At 70.7% G+C, this 21,910-nt stretch carries 20 protein-coding genes and 1 pseudogene; 13 read left to right on the forward strand and 8 right to left on the reverse strand.

The window, feature by feature from the left end; all coding sequences use genetic code 11:
- Positions 1–88: 88 nt before the first annotated feature.
- Genes ABGB08_RS13775 through ABGB08_RS13785 form a run of 3 tightly spaced genes read right to left on the reverse strand, consistent with a single transcriptional unit; the run spans position 89 to position 3,353 of the window.
- On the reverse strand, positions 89–955 hold the full coding sequence (locus tag ABGB08_RS13775; protein WP_347590074.1) for a MurR/RpiR family transcriptional regulator: 867 nt from the start codon (positions 953–955) through the stop codon (positions 89–91).
- A gap of 23 nt (positions 956–978) precedes the next feature.
- Entirely contained in the window at positions 979–2,433 is a 1,455-nt protein-coding gene (locus ABGB08_RS13780) for a glycoside hydrolase family 3 protein (protein WP_347590076.1), read from the reverse strand.
- Positions 2,430–3,353 (reverse strand): BadF/BadG/BcrA/BcrD ATPase family protein, encoded by a 924-nt coding sequence (locus ABGB08_RS13785; RefSeq protein ID WP_347590078.1) that lies wholly within the window; start codon positions 3,351–3,353, stop codon positions 2,430–2,432. Before ABGB08_RS13785 ends, ABGB08_RS13780 begins: the two co-directional genes overlap by 4 nt.
- A 139-nt stretch (positions 3,354–3,492) precedes the next feature.
- Between ABGB08_RS13785 and ABGB08_RS13790 the strand changes: the two genes are divergently transcribed.
- The 5 genes and pseudogenes from ABGB08_RS13790 to ABGB08_RS13810 all read left to right on the forward strand — a co-directional run.
- Positions 3,493–4,254 (forward strand): DeoR/GlpR family DNA-binding transcription regulator, encoded by a 762-nt coding sequence (locus ABGB08_RS13790; protein ID WP_347590290.1) that lies wholly within the window; start codon positions 3,493–3,495, stop codon positions 4,252–4,254.
- A 24-nt stretch (positions 4,255–4,278) separates the two neighbouring features.
- Positions 4,279–4,587: a PTS lactose transporter subunit IIB gene (locus ABGB08_RS13795; RefSeq protein ID WP_347590080.1), complete on the forward strand. Its 309-nt coding sequence runs from the start codon at positions 4,279–4,281 to the stop codon at positions 4,585–4,587.
- Complete coding sequence (locus ABGB08_RS13800) at positions 4,580–5,014, forward strand: PTS sugar transporter subunit IIA (RefSeq protein WP_155361334.1); 435 nt, start codon at positions 4,580–4,582, stop codon at positions 5,012–5,014. Before ABGB08_RS13795 ends, ABGB08_RS13800 begins: the two co-directional genes overlap by 8 nt.
- Entirely contained in the window at positions 5,011–6,036 is a 1,026-nt protein-coding gene (locus ABGB08_RS13805) for a zinc-dependent dehydrogenase (protein WP_347590083.1), read from the forward strand. Before ABGB08_RS13800 ends, ABGB08_RS13805 begins: the two co-directional genes overlap by 4 nt.
- Positions 6,037–6,110: 74 nt before the next feature.
- Positions 6,111–6,218: pseudogene (locus ABGB08_RS13810) on the forward strand (DNA-binding response regulator); the annotation flags it as partial.
- Here the strand turns inward: ABGB08_RS13810 and ABGB08_RS13815 are convergent.
- Together ABGB08_RS13815 and ABGB08_RS13820 are read right to left on the reverse strand one after the other, a co-directional pair.
- Positions 6,215–6,964: a sulfite exporter TauE/SafE family protein gene (locus tag ABGB08_RS13815; RefSeq protein ID WP_155361331.1), complete on the reverse strand. Its 750-nt coding sequence runs from the start codon at positions 6,962–6,964 to the stop codon at positions 6,215–6,217. The pseudogene ABGB08_RS13810 and the gene ABGB08_RS13815 overlap by 4 nt on opposite strands.
- 300 nt (positions 6,965–7,264) lie before the next feature.
- Positions 7,265–7,726 carry a hypothetical protein gene (locus ABGB08_RS13820; protein ID WP_155361330.1) on the reverse strand — a complete coding sequence of 154 codons (462 nt, stop codon included), beginning with the start codon at positions 7,724–7,726 and terminating at the stop codon, positions 7,265–7,267.
- A 221-nt stretch (positions 7,727–7,947) separates the two neighbouring features.
- Between ABGB08_RS13820 and ABGB08_RS13825 the strand changes: the two genes are divergently transcribed.
- The 4 genes from ABGB08_RS13825 (at position 7,948) to ABGB08_RS13840 (ending at position 14,956) form a co-directional block, all read left to right on the forward strand.
- Complete coding sequence (locus ABGB08_RS13825) at positions 7,948–11,796, forward strand: Pls/PosA family non-ribosomal peptide synthetase (RefSeq protein WP_347590086.1); 3,849 nt, start codon at positions 7,948–7,950, stop codon at positions 11,794–11,796.
- 9 nt (positions 11,797–11,805) lie between these two features.
- Positions 11,806–13,083: a M1 family metallopeptidase gene (locus ABGB08_RS13830; protein ID WP_347590088.1), complete on the forward strand. Its 1,278-nt coding sequence runs from the start codon at positions 11,806–11,808 to the stop codon at positions 13,081–13,083.
- 420 nt (positions 13,084–13,503) lie between these two features.
- Positions 13,504–13,956, forward strand: a complete 453-nt coding sequence (locus ABGB08_RS13835) for a DUF4396 domain-containing protein (RefSeq protein WP_347590091.1) — start codon at positions 13,504–13,506, stop codon at positions 13,954–13,956.
- A 49-nt stretch (positions 13,957–14,005) separates the two neighbouring features.
- A complete protein-coding gene (locus ABGB08_RS13840) occupies positions 14,006–14,956 on the forward strand; it encodes an FAD-dependent oxidoreductase (protein WP_347590093.1) in 951 nt (316 codons plus the stop codon).
- A gap of 223 nt (positions 14,957–15,179) precedes the next feature.
- Here the strand turns inward: ABGB08_RS13840 and ABGB08_RS13845 are convergent, their stop codons facing one another.
- Positions 15,180–15,575 carry a hypothetical protein gene (locus ABGB08_RS13845; RefSeq protein ID WP_347590095.1) on the reverse strand — a complete coding sequence of 132 codons (396 nt, stop codon included), beginning with the start codon at positions 15,573–15,575 and terminating at the stop codon, positions 15,180–15,182.
- A 1,088-nt stretch (positions 15,576–16,663) separates the two neighbouring features.
- Here ABGB08_RS13845 and ABGB08_RS13850 point away from each other — a divergent pair.
- Together ABGB08_RS13850 and ABGB08_RS13855 are read left to right on the forward strand one after the other, a co-directional pair.
- Entirely contained in the window at positions 16,664–17,413 is a 750-nt protein-coding gene (locus tag ABGB08_RS13850) for a DUF5753 domain-containing protein (protein ID WP_347590097.1), read from the forward strand.
- Positions 17,404–17,604, forward strand: coding sequence for a DUF397 domain-containing protein (locus ABGB08_RS13855; RefSeq protein WP_347590099.1), 201 nt, complete (start codon positions 17,404–17,406; stop codon positions 17,602–17,604). The genes ABGB08_RS13850 and ABGB08_RS13855 overlap by 10 nt, the downstream gene beginning before the upstream one ends.
- Positions 17,605–17,816: 212 nt before the next feature.
- On the opposite strand, the gene ABGB08_RS13860 is transcribed toward ABGB08_RS13855, so the two are convergent.
- Positions 17,817–18,116 (reverse strand): thiamine-binding protein, encoded by a 300-nt coding sequence (locus ABGB08_RS13860; RefSeq protein ID WP_347590101.1) that lies wholly within the window; start codon positions 18,114–18,116, stop codon positions 17,817–17,819.
- 73 nt (positions 18,117–18,189) lie between these two features.
- Between ABGB08_RS13860 and ABGB08_RS13865 the strand changes: the two genes are divergently transcribed.
- Positions 18,190–18,537 (forward strand): helix-turn-helix domain-containing protein, encoded by a 348-nt coding sequence (locus ABGB08_RS13865; protein ID WP_347590103.1) that lies wholly within the window; start codon positions 18,190–18,192, stop codon positions 18,535–18,537.
- Positions 18,530–20,191 carry an LLM class flavin-dependent oxidoreductase gene (locus tag ABGB08_RS13870; RefSeq protein ID WP_347590105.1) on the forward strand — a complete coding sequence of 554 codons (1,662 nt, stop codon included), beginning with the start codon at positions 18,530–18,532 and terminating at the stop codon, positions 20,189–20,191. Before ABGB08_RS13865 ends, ABGB08_RS13870 begins: the two co-directional genes overlap by 8 nt.
- Before the next feature lie 259 nt (positions 20,192–20,450).
- Here the strand turns inward: ABGB08_RS13870 and ABGB08_RS13875 are convergent, their stop codons facing one another.
- Positions 20,451–21,893, reverse strand: coding sequence for an MFS transporter (locus ABGB08_RS13875; protein WP_347590107.1), 1,443 nt, complete (start codon positions 21,891–21,893; stop codon positions 20,451–20,453).
- Positions 21,894–21,910: the final 17 nt, after the last annotated feature.

Genomic DNA, 21,910 nt, shown 5'->3' on the forward strand with positions numbered 1-21,910 from the left:
TGCCCGGACCTTACGCGCGGGCTCCCAGGCCCGTCAATAATTTTCTTCCGCGACGGCAAACGTGGAGTTAATTTTTACCAATGCCCGTCTAGCTGCGGATACGCCTTCCACCGTACCTGTCGAGAGCACCCTTCGTGACCCTCAGGGCGGCGTCGGAGCGCTCGAAGGTGCGCTGCGCGACGCCCACGAAGACGCAGTCGACGATGAGCAACTGGCTGATGCGGCTGGCGAGCGCGCCCGGCCGGAAGGCGGTCTCGCGGCCCGCCGAGACCAGCACGTGGCCGGCCAGATCGGCGAGCGTGGAGCGCGGGTTGTTGGTGATGGCGACCGTCGTCGCCCCCGCCTCGCGCGCGGTCCTGACCGGCTCGACCACGTCGGCCGTCTCGCCCGTGCAGCTCACCGCCACCCAGACGTCCTCCGGCCCGGCCAGCGCCGCCGCCGTCAGGGCCAGGTGCACGTCCGCGAAGGGATGGCCGGCGATGCCGATGCGCATCAGCTTCTGCGCCATGTCCGCCGCCACCAGGCCGGACGCGCCCACGCCGACCACGCTGACCCGCCTGGCGCCGATCAGGGCGTCCACGACGGCGCCCAGCCGCTCGGGCGCGAGCTGGGCCGCCGTGTCCGCGAGCGCGTCGGACTCCGCCCGGGCCACCTTCGCGATCACCTCGGCGAGCGGGTCGCCGGGGGCCAGGTCGCCCGGCACCAGCCGGTCCCGCTCCCCCTGCGCCGACGCCGCCGCCAGCGCCAGGCGCAGCTCGGAGTAGCCCGAGAAGCCCAGCGCGCGGGCGGTGCGCACGATCGTGGCCTGGCTCGTGCCCGCGGCCGCGCTCAGCTCGGTGATCGTGCTCTTGGCCACCATCGCGGGATCGTCGAGGATCAGCCGGGCGATGGACCGCGCCGACGGGGTGAGCGAGGGCAGCACGGCTCGCACGCTCGCCACCAAGTTCGTGCTCATCGGGGGTTCTCCTGTTCGGGGGATCAACGGGTGAGCCAGCGCGCGACGGCACGCGCCGACGCGCGGGAGTTTCCGTGGGTGGCGACGTACACCGCTCCCGCGGGCGGCCCCGGCAGGCCCATCTCCACCACCACCGCGTCCGGTCTGGTCCGCAGGGCCTCCCCGAGAAACTCCTGGATCCAGCCGTGGCGGGCGGCGTCCCGCACGACGATCACGAGAGGTCGCTCGCGGTCGCGCAGATCCGGAAGCGGGTCCCCGGGGTGCACGGAGATCCCTTGGGTCCCCGGCAGCAGCTCGGCGACCGCCCCGGCGAGCCCGGGCGGCGCGACGCCGTCCACCGCCAGGTTCTGCCGCGCCGACAGCTCGACGACCAGCGGCGCCCGCGCGAGCACGGGCCGCCGCACCTGTCCCGTCACCTTCAGCGCCGCGGTGGCGGCGGTCAGGCCGAGATCATCGTCGGGGTCGTTCGCGGCGGCGGCCCTGGCGGGCGCCTGCCCGGCGTGCCAGTCGACGAGGGCCCGCACCCGGGCCGCCGCCTCCGCCAGGCGTTCCTCGGGCAGGCGTCCCTGGCGTACGGCGGCCACGATGGCGTCGCGGAGGCCGTACACGCTGGACCCGTCGGGCGAGGAGATGCCCGCGCAGACGGCGTCGGCCCCGGCGGCCAGGGCGCGGACGGCGATCTCGCCGGGCTCGTGGTAGGCCGCGACGGCGCGCATCTCGATCGCGTCGGTCACCACCAGGCCCTCGAAGCCCAGCTCCCGCCGGAGCAGTCCGGTCAGCACGGGGCGGCTCAGCGTGGCGGGCACGTCGTCGAGCGCGGGCACGAGCAGGTGCCCGCACATGATCGCCCGTACGCCCGCCCCGATGGCGGCGCGGAACGGCGGCAGATCCCGGGCCTCGACCGTCTCCCGCGACGCGGTCACGGTGGGCAGCTCCAGGTGGGAGTCGGTCACCGTGTCGCCGTGCCCGGGGAAGTGTTTGGCGCACGCCGCCACCCCCGCGCCCTGCAGCCCGCCGATCCAGGCGGCGGTGTGCTGGGCCACCAGGTCGGGTTCCGGCCCGAAGGACCTGACGCCGATGACGGGGTTGGCCGGGTTGGCGTTGACGTCGGCCACCGGCGCGTAGTCCAGCGTGATCCCTGCGGCGGCGAGCAGGCGGCCGATCCGCCGGGCCACCCTCCCCGTCACGGCCAGGTCGCCGGCGACGCCGAGCGCCCGGTTTCCCGGCCATGAGCTGCCGGTGCTCGCCTCGAGCCGGGTGACGGACCCGCCCTCCTCGTCCACCGCGACGATGACGTCCGGTCTCTCCGCGCGGATCGCGGCCACGAGGTCCGCCGTCCGCCGCCCGTCCGCGAGGTTGCGCGCGAACAGGACGACCCCGCCGAGCCCGTCCCCGAGCGCCCGCCGCAGCCAGTCGGGCGGCGCGGTCCCGTCGAATCCCGGCTGCAGGACGCTCATCGCCGTCCGCTCAAGATTCACGCGCGCTCCTCGATCACTCGCCGGTGCAGGTCGGCCGAAGGGAAGGCGGCGCGGAGCGCCAGGGCGGCGGCCCCGGCCGCGCCGTCGCGGGCGGGGATGGGGCGGGCGGCGTCGCCGAGCTCGGCCCGGACCCGGCGCGCCAGCTCGGTGGGCTGGGTGAGCAGGGAGCCCGCCAGGACCAGCGGTCCCTCGCCGGGGCCGAGCGCGCGCGCCGTGGCGGCGAGGCGGCGGGCGGCCTCGTCGAGGATGGCGCCCGCGGCCTCGTCGCCCTCGCGGGCCGCCGCGTCCACGAGCGGGGCGAAGGTCGCGAGCCAGGCTGGGCCCGAGTCGGCCACCTGGGCGTACACGGAGGAGACGATCTCGCCCACCGAGGTCCCGAGCGAGGCGAGCCGGTCGAGCAGCACGGTGGGCCCGGCGCGGCCGTCGAGCGACTTCAGCGCCGCCGTCACGGCCCGCCTGCCGATCCACACCCCGGACCCCTCGTCGCCGACCAGCCAGCCGTGGCCGTCGGCGACCGCCGCGATCTCCCACCGCGCGATCCTGGCCGCCACCGCGCCCGTCCCGGCGATCAGGACCGTGCCGTCCGGCTCGGCGGTGGCGCTCGCGAAGGCCACGAGCACGTCCGCCACGACGGACGGGTGACCGGGCAGCCCGGCCGAGCGCCACGCCTCCCCCGCCAGCCGCCTGGCCCGCTCGGCGCCCGACCCGGCCAGGCCGAACACACCGCCCGCGACGAGCGCGGGATCGAGCCCGTCCATCGCGGCGCGGAGCGCGGCGAGCAGGTTGGCGGCCGGATCTGCGACCGAGACCACGTTCGCGCCGCCCGCGCGCCCGCGCCCCGCCACCTCCCCCGTCTCGCTGACCACCACGCACCGCGTGCTGGTCCCCCCGCCGTCCAACCCGATGATCAAAGCAGTCACAGCCGTCCCCTCTGGAGATACCTTCCAAAAATCTACAAGAAGGTGAAGATTTCCTCCACGACGGGGTCCCGTTGACATCCCAACACATACAGGTGTAAATAAAAATGAAACCAAATTGAAACGGCGGTTAATCAACATCATGTACGCGGAGGAGCGCCAGCAGGAGATCCTGCGCCGGGCCCGGGAGGCCGGGCGGGTGGACGTGGTCACGCTGGCCGAGGAACTGCTGGTCACCACCGAGACCATCCGGCGGGACCTGACCGCGCTGGAACGAACCGGCCTGCTGCGCCGGGTGCACGGCGGCGCCATCCCGGTGGAGCGGCTGGGCTTCGAGCCCGCCCTGGCCGCCAGGGACGAGGTGCTGACCGCCGAGAAGGAGCGTATCGCCAAGGCCGCCCTGGCCGAGCTCCCCAAGGACGGCGCGATCATCATCGACGCGGGCTCCACCACCGGCCGCCTGGCCCAGGTGCTGCCCGCCGACCGGGAGCTCACGGTCATCGTCAACTCGCCGCCGCTGGCCACGGTGCTGGCCACCCGGGCCAACCTGTCGGTGATCATACTGGGCGGCCGGGTGCGCGGGCGCACCCTCGCCACCGTCGATGACTGGGCGCTGCGCCCGCTCGACAACCTGCACGTGGACGTGGCCTTCATGGCCACCAACGGCTGCACGGTGAGCCGGGGCCTGACCACGCCCGACCCGGCCGAGGCGGCCATCAAGCGGGCGATGATCGCCGCGGCCCACCGCACGGTCCTGCTGGCCGACCACACCAAGTTCACCAACAGCTACCTGGCCAGGTTCGCCACCCTGGCCGACGTCGACACGATCGTCACCGACACCGGACTGGACAGCGGCCTGGCCGCCGACCTGGCCGCCGCCGGACCCGAGGTGATCCGCGCATGACCGTGAAATCGGAGGCCTGATCAGATGGCGAGCATCGAGAGCAAGGACATCCACAAGATCATCGTCGCCTGCGACGCCGGCATGGGCAGCAGCGTGATGCTGGCCGGGCAGCTGCGCAAGGCGCTGAAGGGCCAGGACGTCGAGGTGGCGCACATTCCCGTCAACGCGATTCCGGCCGACGCCGACGTGGTGCTCTGCCACGCCGGCCTGGCGGCCCGGGCTCGGGCGTCGGCGCCGGGCACGGTGCTGATCCCGTTCCAGATCTTCATCGGCGACCCGGCGGTGACCGGGCTGATCTCCACGATCAAGAATGGTGGCACCGTTCATGGCTGAGGGCGTGCTGGACCGGCGGGCCGTGCATCTCAAAGCGGTGGCGGTCAACCGGGAGGACGCGATCCGGCAGTGCGGGCAGGCGCTGCTGGCGGTGGGGGCGGTGCGGGAGCCGTACCTGGTGACGATGCTGGAGCGGGAGCAGTCGATCTCCACCTATGTCGGGGAGGGGGTGGCGATCCCGCACGGCACGCTGGCCGGGAAGGACGCGGTGCTGCGGGACGCGCTGTCGTTCCTGCGCTTCCCCGACGGGGTCGACTGGGGCGGCGAGCGGGTGACGATCTGCATCGGCATCGCCGCCACCGGCGACCGCCATGTCGCCGTGCTGGCCGAGCTGGCGGAGATCCTGCTCGATCCTGATCGGGCCCGGGTGCTGCGGGAGACCGCCGAGGTGGACGAGGTCATCGCGATCCTGGGCGGTGGCGCGTGAAGGTCGCGCGTTTCCACGCCCCCGGCGACCTGCGCGTCGAGGAGGCGCCCGAGCCGGTCACCGGCCCGGGCGAGGTCAAGATCCGGGTGCGCAACTGCTCCACCTGCGGCACCGACGTCAAGATCTACAAGCATGGCCACCACCACATCGACCCGCCCCGGGTGATGGGCCACGAGATCGCCGGGGAGATCGTCGAGTCGGCGGCCCCCGGCTGGTCGCCGGGAGACCGGGTGCAGGTGATCGCCGCGATCCCCTGCGGGCGCTGCGCGGAGTGCGCGCGCGGCCGGATGACGGTCTGCCCGAACCAGGAGTCGATGGGCTACCACTACGACGGCGGCTTCGGCGAATACCTGACCGTCCCGGCGAAGGTGCTCGCCGTGGACGGGCTCAACCGGATCCCGGACGGGGTCGGCTTCGCCGAGGCCTCGGTGGCCGAGCCGCTGGCCTGCGTGCTCAACGGCCAGGAGCTGGCCAGGGTGGGCCCCGGCGACGATGTCGTGATCATGGGCTCCGGCCCGATCGGCTGCCTGCATGTACGGCTCGCGCGGGCCAGGGGCGCCGCCCGGGTCTTCCTCGCCGACATCAACCCGGACCGCCTCGCCATGGCCGCCGCGCTGGTACGGCCCGACGCGACGATCCACACCGACATCGAGGAGCAGCTTTCCAAACTGACCGACGGCCGCGGCGCCGACGTGGTCATCACGGCCGCCGCAGCGGGTTCCGCGCAGGAGCAGGCGATCCGGATGGCCGCCCGCCAGGGCCGGATCAGCTTCTTCGGCGGCCTGCCCAAGGACAACCCGATCATCGCCTGCGACTCCAACCTGGTGCACTACCGGGAGCTGACGATCGTCGGGGCCAACGGCTCCAGCCCGGCCCACAACGCCCGCGCGCTGGACCTGATCGCCACCGGCGCGGTCCCGGTCGCCGACCTGATCACCGAACGGCTGCCGCTGACCGACATCCTGGCCGCGATCGACACGGTGGCGCGCGGCGCGGCCATCAAAGTGACCATCGAACCTTGAGAACGGGAGAGACGCTGCCCGAGAGGATCGCGTCGGCGACCGGCTTGCACGCCCGGCCTTCGGCCGCGGTGCCGGCGCCGAAGGCCGTGCGTAACAACGTGTCCGCGGTGTTCGCGAAGCTTCAGGTGGCCGATCGGGCGCAGGCGATCATTCAGGCGCGGGAGGCGGGGTTGGGGCGCTAGGCGTACGCGGTGATGCCGAGTTTGATCGCGACGAGCAGGCCGCAGGTGGCGGCGAGGATGCGCAGGCTCTGGCCGGGGAGGCGGCGGACGAGGCCGGGGCCGAGGCGGCCGCCGAGCAGCAGGCCGGCGGCGAGCGGGATCGCGGCCAGCCAGTCGACCGGGCCGAACAGGGCGAAGCCGAGCGCGGCCACCGCGTTGGCGAACACGCCCAGCACGTTCTTGACGGCGTTGATCCTGGCCGGGAGCTCGGGCAGCGCCGCCATCAGCACGGCTAACATGAGCACGCCTCCGGCCGCGCCGAAATAGCCGAGGTAGATCGCCACCGCGAACACCGTCAGCCGTACCGGCAGGCGCTCGTGGGGGCGTGGGCGCGGCGGCCGGAGCAGCAGCAGCGAAGCGGTGGCGACCAGCAGCGGGGCCGCGAACTCGAACGCGCTCGGCGGCGTGACCAGCAGCAATGCCGCGCCCGCCGCACCCCCGAGTGCGGCGGCCACACCTAGGCGGCGCAGCAGCGGACCCTGCCCGGACAGCTCGGGCCGGGAGCCCGCCGCCGCGCCGAGTCCGGTGAACACGAGCGCGACCGTGTTGGTGACGTTGGCGGCCAGCGGCGACAGGCCGAACGCCAGCAGCGCCGGGTAGGAGACGATCGACGCCAGGCTGACGACCGTGCTCAGCAATCCGGCCAGCACACCGGCGGCGAACAGACCAAGAATCTCCCCCGCGACCACCCGGAAACCCAACCACATCGGTGGGATCGGGTTTCACCGGCCCCCAGGAAGCCGTCGCCTTCTGGTCGCTTCGTCGAGCGACCGACTGGGCCCGGATCGCGTCGTTCGGGCGACCAACGGTGCCCGGATCGCGTCGTTCGGGCGACCAACGGTGCCCGGGTCGCGTCGTTTGGGCGACCAACGGGGCCCAGGTCGCGTCGTTCGAGCGACCGACGGTGCCCGGATCGCGTCGTTCGGGCGACCACAGGCCCGGGCGGGGCCGGGCGGAGCCCGGGGGAAATCAAAGGGAGGGTGGGTGGAGAACCCCCGGTTAGCTGCTTAGTAGCCGCCCGTATCCGAGCCCGTATCCACCACCGGGTCGGCGGCCGGGGCAGGGCTCTTCACCCGGTGGTCGCTGAGGTGCAGGTCGCCGCCGAGCCTGACCCTGAGGGCGTCCAGGACCGGGCGTTCTCCCAGCACCGTCCAGAGGTTCCCGACCAGGTGCGGGTTGTATTCGGGGGCCTGGTCCATCCATTCGTCCTTGCCCTGCTGAGTGGCGAAGGTGTTCACGAAGAACTGGCCGTCGTCGGTCTTGCAGGCGCCGGTGCGCAGCTCCGCGGCGTCCACTTGGATGTCCGGCGTGCAGCCGACCTTGGCGGCGAGCTGCTCGACGGTGGGGGGAGGGCCGAGGACGGCCTCCGTGTTGGCCGTCTCACCGCCGGGCTCGCTCCCTGAGCAGGCCACGGTGGACAGCAGTGCGAATGCCGAGACGGCGAGCGCGATCTGGCGCGAACTTGTCAACACAATCGAGATACGCGGGGATGCCGTGTCAGGTTCACTCCATGATTATTCCTATTCGTAATGTTATGGGTATAAACCGGGCGCATCGGGAATGTTACTAAGCACCGGGTGATTGAATGCAGATGGCGCCAACAGCGCCCGGCGGCCCGGAAGACCGGCCCGAGCGAGCGGGGGACTCCGCTCGGGCGGTGGCTGCTCTCCGTTGACCACCGGGGGAAACCTTGCCTTCATCGCTGTCCGACCTGGCCTTGCCCACCTGGCAAACGACACAACCCGCGGCTCTCTTTCTCGCCGGTGCGGCTGCCCCCCAGCCGCGTACGCTGCTCGACATCTTCGACGCGACCGTACGGCGGCATCCCCGGGCGCCGGCCCTCGACGACGGCACTGTCAGCCTCACCTACGCCGAGCTCGCCTTCGAGGTGACCCGGCTCGCGGCCGAACTGGTCATGGCGGGAGTGGGCCGGGGCGACCAGGTGGGCGTGCGGGTCCCGTCGGGAACGGCCGATCTGTACGTCGCGATCCTGGCCGTCCTCCGGGCGGGCGCGGCCTACGTCCCCGTGGACGCCGACGATCCGGACGAGCGGGCCGAACTGGTCTTCGCCGAGGCGGAGGCGTGCGCGGTCGTCGGCGAGAGCCGTACGCTCACGATCCGGCACGAGCCCACCGGCGAGCGCGGGCGGCCCGGACCGGGTGACGACGCGTGGATCATCTTCACCTCCGGCTCCACCGGGAAGCCCAAGGGCGTCGCGGTCTCGCACCGCAGCGCCGCCGCGTTCGTGGACGCCGAGGCGCGGCTGTTCCTGACGGCCGAGCCGATCGCCCCCGGAGACCGGGTGCTGGCGGGGCTCTCCGTGGCGTTCGACGCCTCCTGCGAGGAGATGTGGCTGGCCTGGCGGCACGGCGCCTGCCTGGTCCCGGCGCCGCGGGCGCTGGTGCGCACCGGCATGGACCTGGGGCCCTGGCTGATCGACAAGGGCATCACCGTGGTGTCCACGGTGCCGACGCTGGCCGCGCTGTGGCCGGTGGAGACGCTGGACGAGGTCCGGCTGCTGATCTTCGGCGGCGAGGCCTGCCCGCCCGAGCTGGCCGACCGGCTGGCGGTGCCCGGGCGTGAGGTGTGGAACACCTACGGGCCGACCGAGGCCACCGTGGTGGCGTGCGCGGCGCCGCTCGGGCAGGAGCCGGTCCGGATCGGGCTGCCGCTGGACGGCTGGGATCTCGCCGTGATCGATCGGACCGGCACGCCGGTCGCGATGGGCGAGACCGGCGAGCTGGTGATCTGCGGCGTCGGCCTGGCCCGCTACCTGGACCCGGTCAAGGACGCCGAGAAGTACGCGCCGCTGCCCGCGCTCGGCTGGGAGCGCGCCTATCGCAGCGGCGACCTGGTCAAGGCGGAGCCGGAAGGGCTGCTGTTCGTCGGCCGCGCGGACGAGCAGATCAAGATCGGTGGCCGCCGGATCGAGCTGGGCGAGATCGACGCCGCGCTGCGGGCGCTGCCCGGCGTGGCCGGCGCCGCCGCGGCCGTGCGGACCACCGGCGCGGGCCACCAGCTGCTGGTCGGCTACGTGGTGGCCGCCGCCGACTTCGATCCCGGTTCCGCCAGGGATCGGCTGCGCGAGGCGCTCCCGGCCGCGCTGGTCCCCCGGCTCGCCGTGGTGGACGACCTGCCGACGCGCACCTCCGGCAAGATCGACAGGGACGCGCTGCCGTGGCCGCTGGCCGCCTCCGAGGACACCGGCGGCCTGTCCGGCGTGGAGAAGTGGCTGGCCGAGCGGTGGCAGGAGATCCTCGGTGTCACCTCGGGCGATCCGGCCGCGGACTTCTTCACCCTCGGCGGGACCAGCCTGGCCGCGGCGCGGCTGGTGTCGGTGCTGCGCGACCAGTACCCGGGCGTCGGCGTCGCCGACCTGTACGAACATCCGACCCTGCGCGGGCTCGGCGCGTTCCTGAAGGCGATGGACGCCCACGACCTGGCCGCCAACGACCGCGCGGTGACGCCACTCCCCCGCAAGGCCGCGCTGATCCAGGCCGCGCTGATGATTCCGCTGCTCACGGTGGGCGCGCTGCGCTGGATCGTGGGACTGGCCGCGCTGAACAACATCGTCGGCCTGCCCTGGATGCCGGTCGTGTCGTGGTGGTATGTGGCGCTGGGCTGGCTGCTGGTCGTCTCCCCGCTGGGGCGGATGGGCCTGGCGGCGGGCGTGGCCCGGGGACTGCTGCGCGGGCTGAAGCCGAGGGCGTACCCGCGCGGCGGCGCCACGCACCTGAAGCTGTGGTTCGCCGAGCAGTTCGCGGCCAGAATCGGCGTGGCGGAGCAGTCCGGCGCGCCGTGGATCACGCACTATGCCCGGGCGCTGGGCGCGCAGATCGGGCAGGACGCGGATCTGCACACGCTGCCGCCGATCACCGGCATGCTGCGGCTCGGCAAGCACGCGGCCGTCGAGCCTGAGGTCGATCTGACCGGGTACTGGCTGGACGGCGACCTGCTGCGGGTGGGCGAGATCAGGATCGGCGCGGGCGCCACCCTCGGCGCCCGGTCGACGATCTTCCCCGGCGCCAGGATCGGGAAGAACGCGCAGGTCGTCGCCGGATCCGCGGTGCGCAAGGCGGTTCCGGCCGGGGAACGCTGGGCGGGCGCTCCCGCCGCGCGGACCGGGAAGGCCCGCCACCCCGCCAAACGCCCGCCGCGCTCGCGCCGCTGGGTCGCCCAGTACGCCGTGTCCGCCCTGCTGCTCAGCCTGCTCCCCGCCGTCGCGGCGCTGCCGGGCCTGCTGGTGCTGCGCGCGTTCATGGGGTCCTCGCCCGGCTCGGCGCTCACCGGGGCGCTGCTGGGCGTGCCGCTCGCGACCGTGCTCTCGATGGTGACGTTCGCGCTGCTCACCGTAGTCTCGGTCCGCATGCTGGCCATCTGCCTGCACGCGGGCAGCCATCCCGTGCACAGCCGTACCGCGTGGCAGGCCTGGATGACCGCGCGGCTGATGTCGACGGCCCGGGTGTGGCTGTTCCCGCTGTACGCGAGCGCGTTCACGCCCGTCTGGCTACGCGCCCTGGGGATGAAGGTCGGGCGGGACGTCGAGCTGTCGACCGTGCTCGCGCTGCCGTCCATGACCACCGTCGGGGACGGCGCCTTCCTGGCCGACGACACGATGGTCGCGCCGTACGAGCTGGACGGCGGCATGATGCGCATCGACCACGTCCGGATCGGCAAGCGCGCCTTCCTCGGCAACTCCGGCATGACCGCGCCCGGCCGCAAGGTCCCCAAGGACGGCCTGGTGGGCGTGCTCTCCGCGACGCCGAAGAAGGCCAAGGCGGGCTCGTCGTACCTGGGCATGCCGCCCGTGGAGCTGCGCCGCACCGCCGAGGACGCCGACCGCAGCCGCACCTACGACCCGCCGCTCCGCCTCAAACTGGCCCGCGCCGCCGTCGAATCGTGCAGGATCATCCCCGCGATGGCCACCGTCGCCGTCGCCGTCCTGGTCCTGGCCGCCTTCGAAACCCTCACCATCCGGTACGGCTTCGCGATCGCCGCCCTGCTCGGCGGGTTCGTCCTGGCCGCCGCCGGACTCCTCGCGGCGCTGGTCGCCGTGGCCGCCAAATGGGCGCTGGCAGGCAGGATCCGGCCAGGCAACCGGCCGCTGTGGAGCTCGTTCGTGTGGCGTAGCGAGCTGGCCGACAACTTCGTCGAGGTGCTCGCCGCGCCCTGGTTCGCGCAGCCGTTCCTCGGCACCGCTCCGCTGAACCTGTGGCTGCGCGCGCTGGGCGCCAGAATCGGGCGCGGGGTGTGGTGCGAGACCTACTGGCTGCCCGAGATCGACCTGGTCACGCTGGGGAACGGCGTCTCGGTGAACCGGGGATGCGTGCTGCAGACCCACCTGTTCCACGATCGGGTGATGAGCATCGATACTGTCGTCCTGCGGGACGGATCGACGCTCGGCCCGCACGGGGTCGTCCTGCCCGCCGCGGTCGTCGGGGAGAACACCACGGTCGGACCGGCGTCCCTGGTGATGCGCGGGGAATCCCTGCCCGCCCAGACCCGCTGGTTCGGAAACCCGATCGCGGCGTGGTTCTGATGGAGAGCGGTGTCCTATTTTCCGAAGCGTGGTAACGAGGGTTACCGCGTCCTGCACTACGATCTCACGCTGGATTACCGGATCGTCACCAACCGGCTGACCGGGACCGCCGTGCTGGCCGCAGTCGCGACCGCGCCGCTGGACCGGTTCGAGCTGGATCTGGGGGTGTTCCGGGTCGGGCAGGTGCTGGTCAACGGGGCGCGGGCGCGGTTCACGCATCGGGACGGCAAGCTCAGGGTCACGCCGGGGAGCTGGCTGGCGGAGGGGCGGCCGTTCTCGGTGGAGGTGCGGTATGCGGGGAATCCGCGGCCGGTGTCCAGTCCGTGGGGGGAGCTGGGGTGGGATCAGCTGGCGGACGGGGTGATCGTGGCCAGCCAGCCGATCGGGGCCTCGTCGTGGTTTCCGTGCAATGACCGGCCGGCGGAGAAGGCGACGTATCGGATCGCGGTGACGGCGGCTTCGCCGTACCAGGTGGTGGCGAACGGGGTGCGGATCTCCTCGACACGGGGGGCGTCGACCACGACCTGGGTGTATGAGCAGGCGGAGCCGATGGCGGCCTATCTCGCGAGCGTGCAGATCGGGAGGTACGCCTCGGTGGATCTGGATGGGGTCGTGCCGCAGCGGGTGTACTACCCGGCGCGGCTGGCCACCCGGATCCAGCACGATTTCGGGCGGCAGGATCGCATGATGGCGACGTTCGCCGATCGGTTCGGGCCTTATCCGTTCGGGGGGTACACGGTGGTGGTCACCGACGACGAGCTGGAGATCCCGGTCGAGGCGCAGGGGATGTCGGTGTTCGGGGCCAATCATGTGGACGGGCGGCGTGGGAGCGAGCGGCTGGTCGCGCATGAGCTGGCGCATCAGTGGTTCGGGAACAGCCTGACGTTGGGGCATTGGCGGGATATTTGGTTGCATGAGGGGTTCGCGGCGTACGCGGAGTGGGTGTGGTCGGAGGCGTCCGGCGGGGATCCGGCCGCCGTGCACGCCCGGCGGTGGCATCGCCGCCTGGCCACCGCGCCCCAGGACTTCGTCCTCGCCGACCCCGGCGCGCGCCGCCTCTTCGACGACCGCGTCTACAAACGCGGCGCCCTCACCCTGCACGCCCTCCGCCACACCCTCGGCGACGTCCCCTTCTTCTCCATGCTCCGCGAATGGACCACCGCCCACCGGCACGGCACCATCAACACCGGCATGTTCACCGATTTAGCTCGACATTTCACACCAGAACCCCTCGATACCCTTTTCGCCTCCTGGCTCTACACGGCAAAGCTCCCCGCCCTTCCCTGACCAGGCTGTCCCCACCCCTGGGTGGCACCCGAAGTGGCTCGCGGGAGCCGGATCCTGTCCGCCGATCGACCCACTTGAATCTCTTTCGGTTTTGTGGCCAGAGGGTGTGAACCTATGTGACTGATGGGGCGTCATGATTGTCAGGGAGGCCCTAATGGACGTCCTGGACAGCCTTGTCGACACCGAGCTCCACCTGGAACTCGTCCTCGTCGAGGCCCTGCACTGGGAAGCAGAACGGCTGGCCGCCCCAGCCGATCGCTGAACCCCGGCGCCCGTCCTCCACCGTGGAGGGCGGGCGCCCGATCCTCTTCTGGCCGAAGCCGTCTTCCTGGAATCGGAATGACCTGAGCGTTGTTCTTCGCCACATACCCCATGGGGGTATTGGCTCGCGGGCCACGTACCGGATTTCTGGGAGTAGGAATGGAACACCGCAACGGAGCGAGCTGGTCGACCGCCGTGTCCGCGACACTGCACTGCCTCACCGGCTGCGCCACCGGCGAGATCCTGGGCATGGTCATCGGCACCGCCCTGGGCTGGCCCAATCTCCCGACCCTGATCCTGGCCATCGTGCTGGCCTTCTTCTTCGGGTACGCGCTGACGCTGCGCGGCCTGCGCCGGGCCGGTCTGAGCTGGCGGCGGACGATCCGGCTGGCCCTGGCGGCCGACACGTTGTCGATTCTGGTGATGGAGATCGTGGACAATACCGTCATGCTGGCGGTTCCAGGCGCGATGGACGCGGGATTGACGACCGCGCTGTTCTGGGGCGCCCTGATCGGCTCCCTGGCGGTGGCCTTCGTCGTCACCACGCCCATCAACAAGTGGATCATCGGCCGCGGCCGGGGGCACGCCGTCCTGCACAGTTACCACCACTGATAGACGGGCATGATCCTGACATAAGGGGCAGGCTCGTCGAGGGAACACCATGGCAGACAGAGCAGATGTCATAGTCGTCGGCGGCGGCGTCATCGGCCTGACCACGGCCGTATGCCTCGCGGAAAGCGGCCTGCGGGTCACGGTCTGGGGTTCGCTGTTCCGGGAGCGCACCACCTCCGCCGTGGCCGGAGCCATGATCGGCGGCCCGGTCTTCAGCGAACCGCTGGCGTCGACCGTCCGCTGGCAGCGCACCTCCATGGACGAGTTCACCGAACTCGCCAAGGACCCGGGCACCGGCTCACGAGTCGCCCGCGGCCGCCTGGTCAGCCGCCTCGGCAACAGCATCCCGCCCTGGGCCACCGAACTCCCCGGCTTCCAGCCCTGTACGCCCGACGAGAGCGCCGGCTTCCCCGTCGCCTTCTGGATCACCTCACCCCTCGTCGACATGCCCGTCTACCTGGACTATCTCATCGACCGCCTGATCAAGGCAGGCGGCGACATCGAAGTCCGCACCGTGAGCTCCCTGGCAGAACCGGCCGCCGCCGCCCCCGTCGTCGTCAACTGCACCGGCGTCGGAGCCGCCGCCCTGGCCAACGACGACCAGGTCCGCCCCATCCGGGGCCAGCACGTCGTCGTCGAGAACCCCGGCCTGGACGACTTCTTCTACGAGGGCGGCGTCGAAACCGACTGGACCTGCTACATGCCCCACTCCAGTCGCGTGGTCCTCGGCGGCAACGCCACCCCCGGCAACTGGAGCCTCACCCCCGACGACACCGAAACCCAAGCCATCCTCGCCCGCTGCATCGCCATCGAACCCCGCCTCGCCACCGCCAGAATCCTCGCCGTAGAGGTAGGCCTCCGCCCCGGCCGCCCCACCATCCGCCTAGAACCCGACCCCACCAGCCCCCACCTGATCCACTGCTACGGCCACGCCGGCACCGGCGTCAGCATGTCCTGGGGCTGCGCCCGCGAAATAACCACCCTCCTCACCAACCCCTAACCCACCCAAACCCCTCCCACCACCCTCCGAGCCGCCGCTCGTCACGCTGACTCCCCACTCGCGGCCACCACCTCAGCCGGCACAGCAGACCGATCGTCCTCGCTCAACCCCTTTCCTGCTCGATCAGCAGGCTCAATCGCCCTTCCACCGTGGCCGCGAAAGACGACCTGATCTAGATCGTCGCGATGGGGGCGCACTCGATCAGCGGAGTCTCCTCAATTCCCTATCGTGCGGCCTTTCCTAGCAGCGTGTCGGAGAAGTCGAGGTAGTCGGCGACCGCTGCCACATCGCGGTGGAGGGCGAGGCGTGCGGCGAACTCGGCCAGGCGTTGGTTGAGGCGTTTGGATTTCAGAGTGGCGGCGGCGTCCAGGGCGGTGCCGGCGGTGTGGCAAGCGCCGTCGAGTTCACCGCATCCGGCGAGCACACTGGCATGTAGCACGGTGTGCAGCGCTCGCGTGCGGGCGTTGGCCGAAGGCAGGTCCAGGGCGTCGGTGGCGTTCGCTTCAGCCGCCGTGGCGTCGCCGAGGTCGTACAAAGCGTGCATGACGCCGCCGACATAGTGGGCCGAGGTGAAGGTGCCCAGCCAGTCCGGGTCGGCCTTCGGGTTGGATCGCCGCATGGCCGCGTCGGCGATACGCAGGTGCGGCGAGTTTCGTAGGCGTCCCCGAGCAGGGCGTGCGCGCGTGCTTCGGTGATAGCAATGCGAGCGGTCAGGGTTGGGGTGATGGCTTTCGCTCCGCCGTCCCGAGCTGCGCGGGCCAGCCGTACGGCGGTGCGGGTGTGGCCTAGAAACAGCGCCTGGGTGGCCATGTTGCCGTAGACGTAGGCGGCGAAGGCAGTGTCTCGGGCGTGTTTGGCCAGCCCGGCGGCCTGGGTGTACATGCGCTGGCCGAGGCCCTGCCGCGCCGAATCCATGCTCATCCAGCCGGCCATGTCGGTAAGAGCCGCAGCGGCGCGAAACAGCTCGCGGCCGATCGTCTCGGTGTAGCGGCCGTGGAGCAGGGGAGCGACTTCGTCGGCGAGGTACTGCTCCAGCCAGCCGAGGGCGTATCCGCCGCCATGAGCGTGGTCGAGTGCCTGGAACGTCGAGTGTCTGGAACTCTGCGTAGGCTCGGCGGACCTGCGCAACGTCGCCCTCGGTCACCTGCCGGTCTCCATCCCGGGCGAGATCGGCGCGGACGGGGGCGAACCGCCAGTCGATCACCGATTCCAGCGCGAACGCGGTGGCGAACGTCGTGCTGGCCAGGAAGCCTCGACGGTCCACAGCAGCCCTCCATAGCTCGGTCGTCGTGGCCACGCTATCGGCTACGGCGGCGGGCGAAACAAGACTTCGGGTCAGCCAATCCCCGGCGTGGAATCCAAGCTGATGTTCGGTGACCGTTCGGCCGAGCACACGCGCCAGCACCCCGGCGATGAGTCCCGGCGTCGGTGGGTCGGGAACAGCGCCGCGTAACCATCGGCCGACGGCGCGGTAGTCGTAGGCCAGCCGCAGTCCATACTTGTCGCGGCCGGCAGCGACCACCTGGCGGGCCAGCATCGAGCGTGACCATCCCGCTTGTTTCAGCAGGGCATCCAACTCGTGGTTGTGAAATGGACGGGCCACCCACAGCCACCCCCTCGGTGCCAGAGCGAGGTGCGAGGACTCCCACGTTACGTCGCGCGTCTCTGTTCGAGACCCCTCAAGGGGCGAGCACACACGGTCATTGCATGGGCCCGCTGATCGCCGCTTACGCGCACCGGGCGCACCCGTCCTCACCGAGCGTACGGCGTCATGTACTGGCCGGTATCGCCTCTCAGCCAACTCGAAGATTTGTGGTGGTGCATCCAATGTGCGAAATCGCCCCGACGCTCGCCGCCCCGCTGGGCCTGTTCGCTTCCACATCTCGCCCAGGTGGACCCAGATGGTTCATGGGATGGGTTGACGAGATCGAGCCCTACGCGACCGTCCTCCGTTCCTGGGATCCTCTTCTCGTCCCCGGACTCCTCCAGACTGAGCCTTATGCCCGCGAGATCTTCGCACGTGAACCTCGTATTACCCCGGCCGAAGCGGAGGACCGTGTTCAGGCTCGGTTACAGCGCCAGCAGATCCTAGACCGCGACGATGCCCCATCCCTGTTAGCGCTGATCGACGTCGGTGTTCTCCGCCGTCCAGTCGGCGACTCCGCGCTAATGCGAGACCAACTCGACTTCCTACTCGACGTCGCTCAACGCCCGGCCGTCTCGATACAACTCGTCGATCCGGCCTGTCTACCTGGTCTTATGGGTGCCTTCATGATTGCAGAGCTCACGAACGGACCCACGACCATCCACGCTGACTCTTCCGCTGAAGGCCAGGTCACAGCTGATCCCGCCATAGTCACCGCCATCTCAAACCGGTATGAGGCGATACGCCTGTGGGCGTATCCTGAGCATGTATCACTGAGGATGATCAAGGAAGTGACGCAGGAATGGACCTGAGCGCCGCTGAGTGGCGGAAGTCAACGCGCTCCGGTGGGAACGGTGGGCAGTGCGTTGAAGTGGCAACCAACCTGCAAGGTGTGGTCGCCGTCCGGGACAGCAAGGACCCCAACGGACCCGCACTCGTTTTCACGCCAGGCGAATGGCGAGCGTTCCTTGGAGGAGCCAAGGACGGTGAGTTCGACCTCTGACGTCCCCAGAGCATGAGAAACGCCCGGCGCGGTTACGTGACCGGGCGTTTTCCGTTGCTTCCAGCTTCCAGGTCGAGCTCCTTGATCCCAAGCGGTGAAGCCAACAACATGCGTTGGGGCCCTGCGGCCTTAATCGGGAGAACGGGCGGAGCCCAGAGGAGACAAAGGGTGGGGCGAATCAATCCGCGTCTGGTCAGGTGGGGCGGATGGGGTTAGGAGAGGTGACGTTCTAGGGATTCGACCTTGGTGGTGAGGCGGGTTGCGGGGCTGGGGCGGATGTCGGCTTTGAGGACGAGGCTTACTCGGGGGGAGCGGGATTCGACGGCCTTAACGGCGGCGTGGATGACGGTCATGGCCTCGTCCCAGGTGTCGGCTTCGAGGGTGGTGAACATGGCGTCGGTGTGGTTGGGGAGGCCGGAGGCGCGGACGACGCGGACGGCCTCCGCTACCAGGTCGCCGACGTTTTCGCCGGCGCCGATGGGAGTGACGCTGAAGGCGATCAGTACGGACATGGGGCTCCCTTTGGTTGTGTGATCAATTCTATCGCGGCATGAGGGGTGACTTCCTTCTGGTAAGTTACTTACTATGAGTGGGGTTCCTGAGAGTGTGGAGCGGCACTGTCCGGCGTTTCAGGTCGCGGTCGAGTTGGCGGGGCGGCGGTGGAACGGGGCGATCCTGCTGGCGGCGGCGCGCGGGGCCGCGCGGTACAGCGAGTTCCTGGCGGCGGTGCCGGGGATCTCGGAGCGGTTGCTGGCGCAGCGACTGCGGGAGCTTGACGCCGAAGGAGTACTGGTGCGGACCGTCGTGCCGAGCACGCCGGTGCAGATCACCTACTCGCTGACCGACAAAGGAACAGAACTGGTGGAAGCGGTGCGGCCGTTGATCGCGTGGGGCGAGCGGTGGATCGGGGCGGGAGTGCGGGTCGATGGGTGACTTCGGGCATGAATTGTGGTTTGGGGTTGGGTTGGTGCCGAAGGCGGCTGGGGGTGAGCGGTTGGTTCGGCAGGCGGTGATGGCTGAGGAGGCGGGGCTGGACATTCTGGGTGTGCAGGATCATCCGTATCAACCGTCGTTCCTGGACACCTGGACGTTGCTGCCGATGCTGGCGGCGCGGACCACGCGGATCCGGTTGTTTCCTGATGTGATCAATCTTCCGTTGCGTCCGCCTGCCGTGCTGGCGCGTGGGGCCGCGTCGCTGGACATTCTCAGCGGCGGGCGGGTCGAGTTGGGGCTGGGCGCCGGGTACTTCTGGGACGGGATCCTCGCGATGGGCGGGCCCGGCCATTCCCCCGGCGAGGCGGTCGAAGCGGTCGAGGAGGCCATGGTCGTGCTGCGGGCGCTGTGGACTCCGGGTGACCCGGTGGTGCTGCAGGGCGACCACTACCGTCTCGACGGCGCCCAGCCGGGACCATTCCCGCCGCATCCGATCGGGGTGTGGCTGGGCGCGTACAAGCGGCGGATGCTCGAACTGAGTGGGCGCCTGGCCGATGGGTGGGTGCCCTCGTCGGGGTATGCCACACCAGAGGAACTCGCCGGGCTGACGAAGATCGTGGACACCGCCGCCGAGGACGCCGGACGTGATCCGGGAGATGTCCGCCGGATCTACAACATCTCGGGGCGGTTCTCGTCGCTGCCGTCGGCGGAGTTCCTGAACGGGCCGCCCGCGCAGTGGGCCGAGCAACTCGCCGAGCTGACGCTCAAGCACGGGTTCAGCGTCTTCATCATGTCCGCCGACAACGAATACGCGCTGAAAACGTTCGCCGCCGAGGTCGCGCCCGCCGTCCGGGAACTGGTCGGCAAGGAGCGTGCGGGCGTGGGAGCGACGGCAGCAGGGATAACCGAGGCGAGTGGAGTGACCCAGTCCGGTGGCGTGGCCGGGACAGCCGGTATGCCCAGGGCGGGAGCTGAGGCGGGAGCTGAGGCGGGGGCGACCAGGCCGGGAGCTGAGGCAGGAACCGGCAGTGTGGCGGGGGAAGCCGAGGCGGGCGCTATGGCGAGGAAGGGCAGCGTGGCGGGGGCTAGGGGTGTGGCGCGGGTGAGTGGGCCGTTGGATGACGCTACTCGGCCGCGGCTGCCGGAGCGGGATCTGGCCGCGCTGACCGCGACGCAGCGGGCGAACGGGCGGCGACTGGTGCAGATCCACGATCATCTGCGTCGTGAGCTCGCTCAGATCCGGGACGCGCTGGAGCAGGTCGCGGCCGGTCAGAGTGAGGCCGCCGCGTTGCGATCAATGATCAACGAGCTGACCATGCGGCAGAATTACTGGACGCTGGGGAGTTTCTGCGCGTCCTACTGCCGGATCCTGACCGCCCACCACAGCATCGAGGACGCCCACATGTTCCCGGCGCTGGCGGCGGCCGACGAGTCCCTGGCCCCGGTGGTCGAGCGGCTGGAGCAGGAACACGAGGTCGTGGCCGAGATCCTGACCGGCCTGGACGCGGCCCTGGTCGCCATGATCGAGGACCCCGCCGGGCTCGCCGAAGTCCGCGATCAGGTGGACCTGCTGTCGAACGTCCTCCTCTCGCACCTCGCCTACGAGGAGGAGGAACTCGTAGAGCCGCTCTCCCGCCTGAACCTCAACATCTAAATGAGCCAAGTCGCTCGCCGTTATCCGGCGCCGTTCACGCAGGGGGTGGTTTCTCGCCGCACCGGCGCCAAGAGCGGCAGCGGCATACCGACTGGAAGGTGACGACCTCAGGAGGCGCGGCAGAAGTCCGATGCCAGCGGACACCCACCCCAACATTCGCGCCCGCAAGTCTGGCCTCCCCAGCTCCCCCAAGGAGGTGTGTGACAGAAGTCCGGTACCAGCAGACACCCACCCCAACATTCGCGCCCGCAAGTCTGGCCTACTCGGCTCCTCCGGACCGGGTCTCCGTGATCTCAGGGGCGGGGTTGCGGCCGGCGTGGCCGTACGCGGTGAGGGCGAGGGCGGCGAGCATGATCGCGGCGGCGGTGAAGAAGACGGCGTTGATGCCGGTGACGATGGCGGTGGGGGCCTGGTCGGGGGTGAGGCCCGGGGGGAGGTGGGCGGTGGTGACGCGGTCGAGGATGATGCCGAAGACGGCGGAGCCCAGGGAGATGCCGAGGGTCTGGACGAAGCGGATGGTGGTGGTGGCCACGCCGAGGCGGTTGAGGGGGACGGAGTTCTGGACGAGCAGGATGATGATGCCGAGGACCTGGCCGAAGCCCGCGCCGAGCAGGGCCAGGTCGAGGTCGAGGAGCCATAGCGGGGTGTCCTGGCGCAGGAAGCCGAGCAGGATCATGGCCAGGGTGGAGAAGCCGAGCCCGGCCAGGAGGAAGGTGCGCGGCGCCGCTCCCCCGGCGATCGCGCGGCCGGAGATCAGGCCGGTCAGGGCCATTCCGGCGGCCATCGGGATCAGGTAGAGGCCGGACTCGGCGGCGGGCACGTCCCGGGCGGCCCGCAGGTAGATGATGGCGAACAGGATCGAGCCGATCATCGCGAAGCTGCTCAGGAGCTGCACCGGCACGGTGATCCGCATGACCGGGTGGCGGAACAGGTCGAGCGGCACGATCGGTTCGGCGGTGGTGAACTCGCGCCGGACGAAGGCGACCGCGAGTGCCACCGTGGCCGCGCCGAGGACGAGGATCGTGGGCGAGGTCCAGGCGTGCTCGTCGCCGCCCCACTCGGTGACCAGGAGCAGGCCCGACGCGGCCGCCGCGAAGATCGCCGCGCCCGGGTAATCGATGCGGTGGCGGAGGCCGCCGTCGGACAGGCGCAGCGTGGTCGCCGACAGCAGGACGAGCAGCCCGAGCGGCAGGTTGGCCAGGAAGATCCACCGCCAGCCGAAGTGATCGGCCAGCAGCCCGCCCAGCAGCGGACCCGCCACCAGGCCGAGACCGGCCATCACACCGCCGGCGCCGCCCGCGCTGGCCCGCTGCTCGGCCGGGACGAGATGCGCGAACACCACCAGCGTCACGCTCATCAGGCCACCACCGCCCAGCCCCTGCACCGCGCGGGCGGCGATGAGCCAGGTCATGTCCCCCGCCACCCCGCACAGCACGGATCCGGCCAGGAACAGCGCGACCGCGCCCATGTAGACGAGCTTGCTGCCGTACACGTCGCAGAGCTTCCCGTACAGCGGGAGCGCGACCGTGGCGGCCAGCGCGTACGCGGTGACCAGCCAGGGCAGGCGCTCGATGCCGTGCGCCGGGTCGAGATCGCTGACGATCGACCAGGCCGCGGTGGACACGATGTTCTGATCGAGGATGGCCAGCACCAGCGTGAGCAGGCACCCCGCCATCGCAAGTCTCTTCTGCGTCTCCGTCATAGGACATAGACTGAGTC

The organism is Acrocarpospora sp. B8E8 (assembly GCF_039871605.1).
GTDB classification, from domain to species: Bacteria; Actinomycetota; Actinomycetes; order Streptosporangiales; family Streptosporangiaceae; genus Acrocarpospora; species Acrocarpospora macrocephala.

Excerpts from the sequence above, each read along its gene's own strand:
- ABGB08_RS13855 (WP_347590099.1), top strand. The coding sequence starts at position 17,404 with ATGGACCTGAGCGCCGCTGAGTGGCGGAAGTCAACGCGCTCCGGTGGG.
- ABGB08_RS13850 (WP_347590097.1), top strand. The coding sequence starts at position 16,664 with ATGGGCCCGCTGATCGCCGCTTACGCGCACCGGGCGCACCCGTCCTCA.
- ABGB08_RS13795 (WP_347590080.1), top strand. The coding sequence starts at position 4,279 with ATGGCGAGCATCGAGAGCAAGGACATCCACAAGATCATCGTCGCCTGC.
- ABGB08_RS13790 (WP_347590290.1), top strand. The coding sequence starts at position 3,493 with ATGTACGCGGAGGAGCGCCAGCAGGAGATCCTGCGCCGGGCCCGGGAG.
- ABGB08_RS13800 (WP_155361334.1), top strand. The coding sequence starts at position 4,580 with ATGGCTGAGGGCGTGCTGGACCGGCGGGCCGTGCATCTCAAAGCGGTG.
- ABGB08_RS13860 (WP_347590101.1), bottom strand. The coding sequence starts at position 18,116 with ATGTCCGTACTGATCGCCTTCAGCGTCACTCCCATCGGCGCCGGCGAA.
- ABGB08_RS13815 (WP_155361331.1), bottom strand. The coding sequence starts at position 6,964 with ATGTGGTTGGGTTTCCGGGTGGTCGCGGGGGAGATTCTTGGTCTGTTC.
- ABGB08_RS13875 (WP_347590107.1), bottom strand. The coding sequence starts at position 21,893 with ATGACGGAGACGCAGAAGAGACTTGCGATGGCGGGGTGCCTGCTCACG.
- ABGB08_RS13870 (WP_347590105.1), top strand. The coding sequence starts at position 18,530 with ATGGGTGACTTCGGGCATGAATTGTGGTTTGGGGTTGGGTTGGTGCCG.
- ABGB08_RS13840 (WP_347590093.1), top strand. The coding sequence starts at position 14,006 with ATGGCAGACAGAGCAGATGTCATAGTCGTCGGCGGCGGCGTCATCGGC.
- ABGB08_RS13775 (WP_347590074.1), bottom strand. The coding sequence starts at position 955 with ATGAGCACGAACTTGGTGGCGAGCGTGCGAGCCGTGCTGCCCTCGCTC.
- ABGB08_RS13835 (WP_347590091.1), top strand. The coding sequence starts at position 13,504 with ATGGAACACCGCAACGGAGCGAGCTGGTCGACCGCCGTGTCCGCGACA.
- ABGB08_RS13865 (WP_347590103.1), top strand. The coding sequence starts at position 18,190 with ATGAGTGGGGTTCCTGAGAGTGTGGAGCGGCACTGTCCGGCGTTTCAG.
- ABGB08_RS13845 (WP_347590095.1), bottom strand. The coding sequence starts at position 15,575 with ATGCGGCGATCCAACCCGAAGGCCGACCCGGACTGGCTGGGCACCTTC.